This is a genomic window from Arthrobacter sp. HMWF013, from assembly GCF_003061105.1.
In the GTDB taxonomy this organism is placed as follows: domain Bacteria; phylum Actinomycetota; class Actinomycetes; order Actinomycetales; family Micrococcaceae; genus Arthrobacter.
Window position 1 is genome coordinate 1 of the sequence record NZ_QAIQ01000186.1, and the last position, 5,399, is coordinate 5,399.

At 66.4% G+C, this 5,399-nt stretch carries 4 protein-coding genes and 2 pseudogenes; 4 read left to right on the plus strand and 2 right to left on the minus strand.

Going from position 1 to position 5,399, the window contains the following annotated elements; all coding sequences use genetic code 11:
• Nucleotides 1-512 (plus strand): annotated as a pseudogene (locus tag DBR22_RS08200) (epimerase); the annotation flags it as partial.
• Here DBR22_RS08200 and DBR22_RS08205 read toward each other — a convergent pair.
• Nucleotides 509-982 carry an OsmC family protein gene (locus DBR22_RS08205; RefSeq protein ID WP_108598611.1) on the minus strand — a complete coding sequence of 158 codons (474 nt, stop codon included), beginning with the start codon at nucleotides 980-982 and terminating at the stop codon, nucleotides 509-511. The pseudogene DBR22_RS08200 and the gene DBR22_RS08205 sit on opposite strands and share 4 nt — an antisense overlap.
• A gap of 4 nt (nucleotides 983-986) precedes the next feature.
• Complete coding sequence (gene pepN, locus DBR22_RS08210; RefSeq protein ID WP_108598612.1) at nucleotides 987-3,560, minus strand: aminopeptidase N; 2,574 nt, start codon at nucleotides 3,558-3,560, stop codon at nucleotides 987-989.
• A gap of 111 nt (nucleotides 3,561-3,671) precedes the next feature.
• Here pepN and DBR22_RS08215 point away from each other — a divergent pair, with 111 nt between their 5' ends.
• The 3 genes and pseudogenes from DBR22_RS08215 to DBR22_RS24395 form a co-directional block, all read left to right on the plus strand.
• The gene (locus tag DBR22_RS08215) at nucleotides 3,672-4,691 is read left to right on the plus strand and encodes a hypothetical protein (protein WP_108598613.1); all 1,020 of its coding nucleotides are present in this window, start codon (nucleotides 3,672-3,674) and stop codon (nucleotides 4,689-4,691) included.
• A gap of 49 nt (nucleotides 4,692-4,740) precedes the next feature.
• Nucleotides 4,741-5,235, plus strand: a complete 495-nt coding sequence (locus DBR22_RS08220) for a ribose-5-phosphate isomerase (protein ID WP_108598614.1) — start codon at nucleotides 4,741-4,743, stop codon at nucleotides 5,233-5,235.
• A pseudogene (locus DBR22_RS24395) lies at nucleotides 5,235-5,399 on the plus strand (Fpg/Nei family DNA glycosylase); the annotation flags it as partial. The gene DBR22_RS08220 and the pseudogene DBR22_RS24395, both read left to right, overlap by 1 nt.

Below are 5,399 nucleotides of genomic sequence, written 5' to 3' on the forward strand. Positions count from 1 at the left end.
CCACGGACCGCTACGGCTACTGGCCGGCAAGATTTGCCCGGGACACCGGGCCTGTGGTGGTCCCGGACATCGCCGGCCATCCCACCCAGGTCATCGACGTCCGCGACCTCGCCCGGTGGATCCTGGATGCCGCGGAGACGGGGGTCACCGGAGCCCTGAATGCGGTGGGCGACCAGGTGCCCTTCGGTGATTACATCGCAGCGGCCAGGACCGCCGCCGGCTACCAGGGCGAGATAGTCACAGCGCCGGAGGAGTGGCTGGTGGAGTCCGGGATCGATTACTGGTCCGGCCCCGATTCCCTTCCGCTGTGGCTGCCGCCTGGCCATGAGGGCTTCTGCGCCCGCAGCAACGTGGCCGCCCGTGCCGCCGGACTGAACACCCGGCCGTGGCAGGAGACTGTGGCGGACACGCTGCTGGACGAGCGGAGCCGCGGCCTTAACCGTCACCGGAAGGCCGGGCTTTCGCCCGCTACGGAGGCCCGGCTGGCAGCTGACCTCCTGGCAGACGCTTAGGCGGTCAGCGTCACGGGTTCGTGCAGCACCGGAAAATTGACGCTGCGCGCGATGAAGCAGACCTGGTTGGCCTCGTGATGCATCTGCCCGGCCAGAGCAACGTGGGCCGGGTCCGCCAGGGTCACCCGCGGGTGCAGCGTGACCGACTCAAACTGCCCGCTGCCGTCCCGGTTCAGGTGCAGGACTCCGGTGGCGTCATCCTGGTAACCGGTGACCACCACCCCGTGCCGTACGGCCACGTGAAGGAACGAAAGCATGTGGCACTGCGCCAGCGCCGCCAGGAGCAGCTGTTCCGGGTTGTACCGTTCGCGGTCCCCGTGGAAGGTGGGATCGGCAGAGCCCGGCAGGACGGGCAGGCCGGGGATCCGGATGTCGTGGTCCCGTGAGTAGCCCCGGTACGACGACGTGCCTTCCCCCAGATTGCCCGTCCACTGCACGGTCAGGGAATAACGATGCTCACTCAGGCTCATGGCCTTATGCCTGGAGTTCGCCGGGGAGAATGTCCGCGGCGCGTGCCCGGAGTGCCCGGGCAACGCCGTCGCGGTTCTCCAGCATCATCCGCCGCAACGCCGTGCTGTCAGCAGGAAGACCGGCCAGGAAACGGTCCGTACGGTCCACAGTTGCCTGTGTTGTCAGCAGTGCGGGATAAAGCCCGACGACGATCTGCTGGGCCAGTGCGTGGGTCCGCTTCGCCACGATCCCGGGGACAGCCTCGAAGTACTTCTCTGCGTAAGGCTCCAGGAGTGTCCGGTCCAGAACACGCATAAAGCCGTTCACCGCCGAACCCTGCAGTGCGTTGGACAGCTCTCCCTTGACCACAATCGCATCCCAGGCCTTGGCTTTGGCCTCGGCGGTAGGGATGGCTGCCGTAGCCAGGGCTGCAGCGTTCTGTCCGCTCGCGGTGTTGTCGCGGTCCAGCTCTGCGTCGATGCCGTCCTGGTCCAGCCGGCCGCCTGCCACCAGCGAGGCGACCAGTTCCCAGCGGAGGTCCTGGTCCACGGTCAGTCCCGCCGGCGTTGCCGAGCCGTCCAGAAGACCTGCCACGGTGTCCAGCTGGTTGCCGCTGCGGGCCAGCTGGGCGAAGGCTTTCACGAACTGCAGCTGGGCGTCCGACCCTCCGGACGCGGCGGCGGCCAGGTCCCAGAGCGAGGCCGCTGCCTCGACCGTGGTGGCCTCGCGGTGATCTTCGGCTACGTAGAAATTCAGGGTGGTTGCGAGCTGGCGCAGCTGGGTCTGGATCACGGACGAGTCCGATTCCGAACCGACATTGGCCAGGATCAGACTGACATAGCGGCGGGCCGGTGTCTCGCCGTCGCGGGCGGCGTCCCAGGCAGAGTTCCACACCAGGGTCCGGGGGAGGCTGCGGCTGAAATCCTTGAGGTGGGCGGTCGCGGTGGCCAACGATTTTTCGTCCAGCCGTACTTTGGCGTAGGCGAGGTCGTCGTCGTTGATGAGGATCAGGTCCGGCTGTGCCAGGCCGGTGAGTCCGGGCACTTCGGTGCGCTCGCCGTCCACGTCGAGTTCCTCGCGGTGGATGCGCTCCAGCTTGCCCGCGCCGTTGAGGTTGTAGAACCCCACGGCCAGGCGGTGCGGACGGATGGTGGGCCACTCGTCAACAGCCGACTGGATGATGCTGAAGGAAGCAAGGTTCCCGTCCGCGTCCAGCGTGAGCTCGGGCTGGAGGGTGTTGACGCCGGCAGTTTCCAGCCAGAGCCGGCCCCACTGGTCGAGGTCGCGGCCGCTGGCCTTTTCGAGCTCCACCATCAGGTCGCTGAGCTCAGTGTTCTGCCAGGCGTGCTTGGCGAAGTACTCGCGGACGCCGGCCATGAACTGCTCCGGCCCCACCCACGCAACCAGCTGGCGCAGCACCGATGCACCCTTGGCGTAGGTAATGCCGTCGAAGTTGACCTCAACGTCCTGGAGATCGTTGATTTCAGCGAAGATCGGATGCGTCGTGGGCAGCTGGTCCTGGCGGTAGGCCCAGGATTTCTCCACAGAGGCGAAAGTGGTCCATGCGCTTCCGAAGGACGTGTTCTCCACTGCCGCGAGGTGGGACATGTATTCGGCGAAGGATTCATTCAGCCAGAGGTCGTTCCACCAGCGCATGGTCACGAGGTCGCCGAACCACATGTGGGCGAGCTCGTGCAGGACGGTGATCGCGCGGCGCTCCACCTGCGCGTCGGTCACCTTGCCGCGGAAAACATAGCCTTCCAGGATGGTCACGGCGCCGGCATTCTCCATGGCGCCGGCATTGAACTCGGGTACAAACAGCTGGTCGTATTTCTCGAACGGGTACGGGCAGCCGAACTGGGCCTCGAAGAATTCAAAGCCCTGGCGGGTCAGCTCGAAGATGTTGTCCGCGTCCAGGTACTGCATGAGGGACTTCCGGGCAAAAACGCCCAGCGGGATGACACGGCCGTCGGAGCTGGTGACTTTGCTGCGGACAGACTGGTACGGGCCGGCGATCAGTGCCGTGACGTAGGAGGAGAGCCGCGGTGTGGGGGAGAAGGACCACACGGACCTTGCGCCGCCGTCGTCCGCCGGCGTGGTGGCTTCCGGAGCCGGGGTGGGGGAGTTGGAGATGACATCCCAGTGCGACGGTGCGGTGACGGTGAAGGCGAAGGTGCCCTTGAGGTCAGGCTGTTCAAAGACGGCGAACATCCGGCGGGAATCCGGCACCTCGAACTGGGTGTACAGGTACACCTCGCCGTCCACGGGATCCACAAACCGGTGCAGGCCCTCGCCCGTGTTCATGTAGGGCGCGTCAGCCACCACGGTCAATTCATTGGAACCGGCAAGATCGGGCAGCTGGATGCGGATTCCGTCAGCCGTTTCGGCCGGGTCGAGCGAGCGGCCGTTGAGCGTGATGCTGTGCACGGTGTGGGTCACGGCATCGATGAAGGTGGAGGATCCAGGCACCGCGGTGAATTTCACGTGCGTGGTGCTGCCGAAAACCTTGTCGCCCTTTGTCAGGTCCAGGCTGACATCGTACGATTCGACACTGATCAGTTCGGCGCGCTCGCGGGCTTCGGCGCGCGTCAGGTTCATGCCTGGCAAGTGGTTCCTCCAGAATGGGGTAGCGGTTGCCGGCGGGCGGTGGCCTGCACCGGCACAGTGAAGTCATTCTGTCACGGCCCCCGCCGGGAGTAGCGTTAATGCATGGGAAAGTTCCGGGATTCTGTGGATGGCAGTGCCCTGCGTTTCGCAGTGGGCTTTCCCGTGGTGCTGGCAGCGGCTTTTGTGTTCTGCGCCTTTTTGCTGCGGCCCGATCTGCCCGAACCCATGGCGATCGGCTGGACGGCCGACGGCGGCTCCGCTTTTGCTCCTTTTGGCGCCTACGCCGGTGGCGGTGCGCTGATCATCGTCGCCGCCGGGTGGCTGGTCCTGTCCCAGGCAGTCCCGCCCTCGCGTCCCGCCGTGATGCGCCGGATCATGATGGGGACAGGGCTGTTCCTGAGCCTGTTTGTCACCTCCGTCCTTGCCGCGGGCCTTGTGGGCCAGACGGGCCTGGCCGATGCGCGGGAATCCCACGTTGACCTGACAGTCCTGGCGCTTGGAAGCGGGGCCGCCGTCTCACTCGGAGTCATCATGGGGTTTGTCTTCAAAGCCGACAGGCAGTGGTCCCCGGAGGATGACCGGGCTTTGGAACTGGCCCTCGCCCGCGAGCTTGATCCTGAACTGGCCGGAGACACCATCCGGCTCTGGGTGCACGCACGCAGTTCAGTGTTCGTCATGATCGCCGTGGCCACCCTGTTCCCGGCGGCGCTCATTACCGTGGCGCTGCCATGGCTTGGTGCCCTGGTGGCGATCCTTGCGGTAGTGGCAGCGGCTTTCCTCTGCGCCCGGGTGAAGGCCGACCGACGAGGCCTGCGGGTCTTCGTAGCGGGCGTGCTGCCTGTGATGGACGTGCCGGCGGCTGCGATCTCCGCCGCCAGCGCCGCGGATGTCCGTGCAGCAGACTACGGCGGGTGGGGCTACCGGAACCACAGCGGCACCGCCGCGATGCTCGTCAGCAGCGGGCCCGCCGTCGTCGTGCGCAAGACGGACGGCCACAGCGTGGCCGTCAGCGGCGGAAGTCCGGACAAGGCGGCCCGCCTTGCCGAAGTCCTCACCCGCGTCGCCGCGCGGGCGCACCGCGGCGGTGCAGCCAGTCCAGCCGGCGGTGCCCCGGAGTCCTAGTATCCTTGTCCGTGTTGATCTGCCCCTGGCCTAATGAACGGATACTGCTGTGACTTCTTCCCCCTCCTTCCCGCGGGTCCACATCGCCACCGACCATGCCGGCATGGAACTCAGCGCCCATCTGGTCGGCCACCTCACGGCCAAGGGCTACGACGTCGTGGACCATGGCCCCACGGTGTACGACGCCCAGGATGACTACCCCTCCTTCTGCATCAACGCCGCGCTTGCCGTGGTTGCGGACCAGCAGTCCGGTGTCCACGCCCTCGGAATTGTGTTGGGCGGCTCCGGAAACGGCGAGCAGATCGCCGCGAACAAGGTCAAGGGTGTCCGCGCTGCCCTCGCCTGGAACCTCTCCACGGCCACGCTGGCACGTGAGCACAATGACGCCAACGTGGTGGCCGTGGGCGGCCGCCAGCATACCGTCGACGAAGCCACGGAACTCATCGAAGCCTTCCTGGCCGAGCCCTTCAGCAACGACGAACGCCACGTCCGCCGGATCAGCAAGATTGCTGCCTACGAGGCCACGGGAGAGGTCATCGAGTAGTGCCGGAAGGGCATTCCGTCCGGCGGCTGGCGCATCAGTTCGCGGACGTCTTCACGGGGGAAGTCCTGTCCGTCAGCAGCCCGCAGGGCCGCTTCGCCGCAGGCGCAGCGCTCCTCGACGGCCACATGATGACCGAGTCGCGCGCCCACGGCAAGCACCTGTTC

Excerpts from the sequence above, each read along its gene's own strand:
- DBR22_RS08215 (WP_108598613.1), top strand. The coding sequence starts at position 3,672 with ATGGGAAAGTTCCGGGATTCTGTGGATGGCAGTGCCCTGCGTTTCGCA.
- pepN (WP_108598612.1), bottom strand. The coding sequence starts at position 3,560 with ATGAACCTGACGCGCGCCGAAGCCCGCGAGCGCGCCGAACTGATCAGT.
- DBR22_RS08205 (WP_108598611.1), bottom strand. The coding sequence starts at position 982 with ATGAGCCTGAGTGAGCATCGTTATTCCCTGACCGTGCAGTGGACGGGC.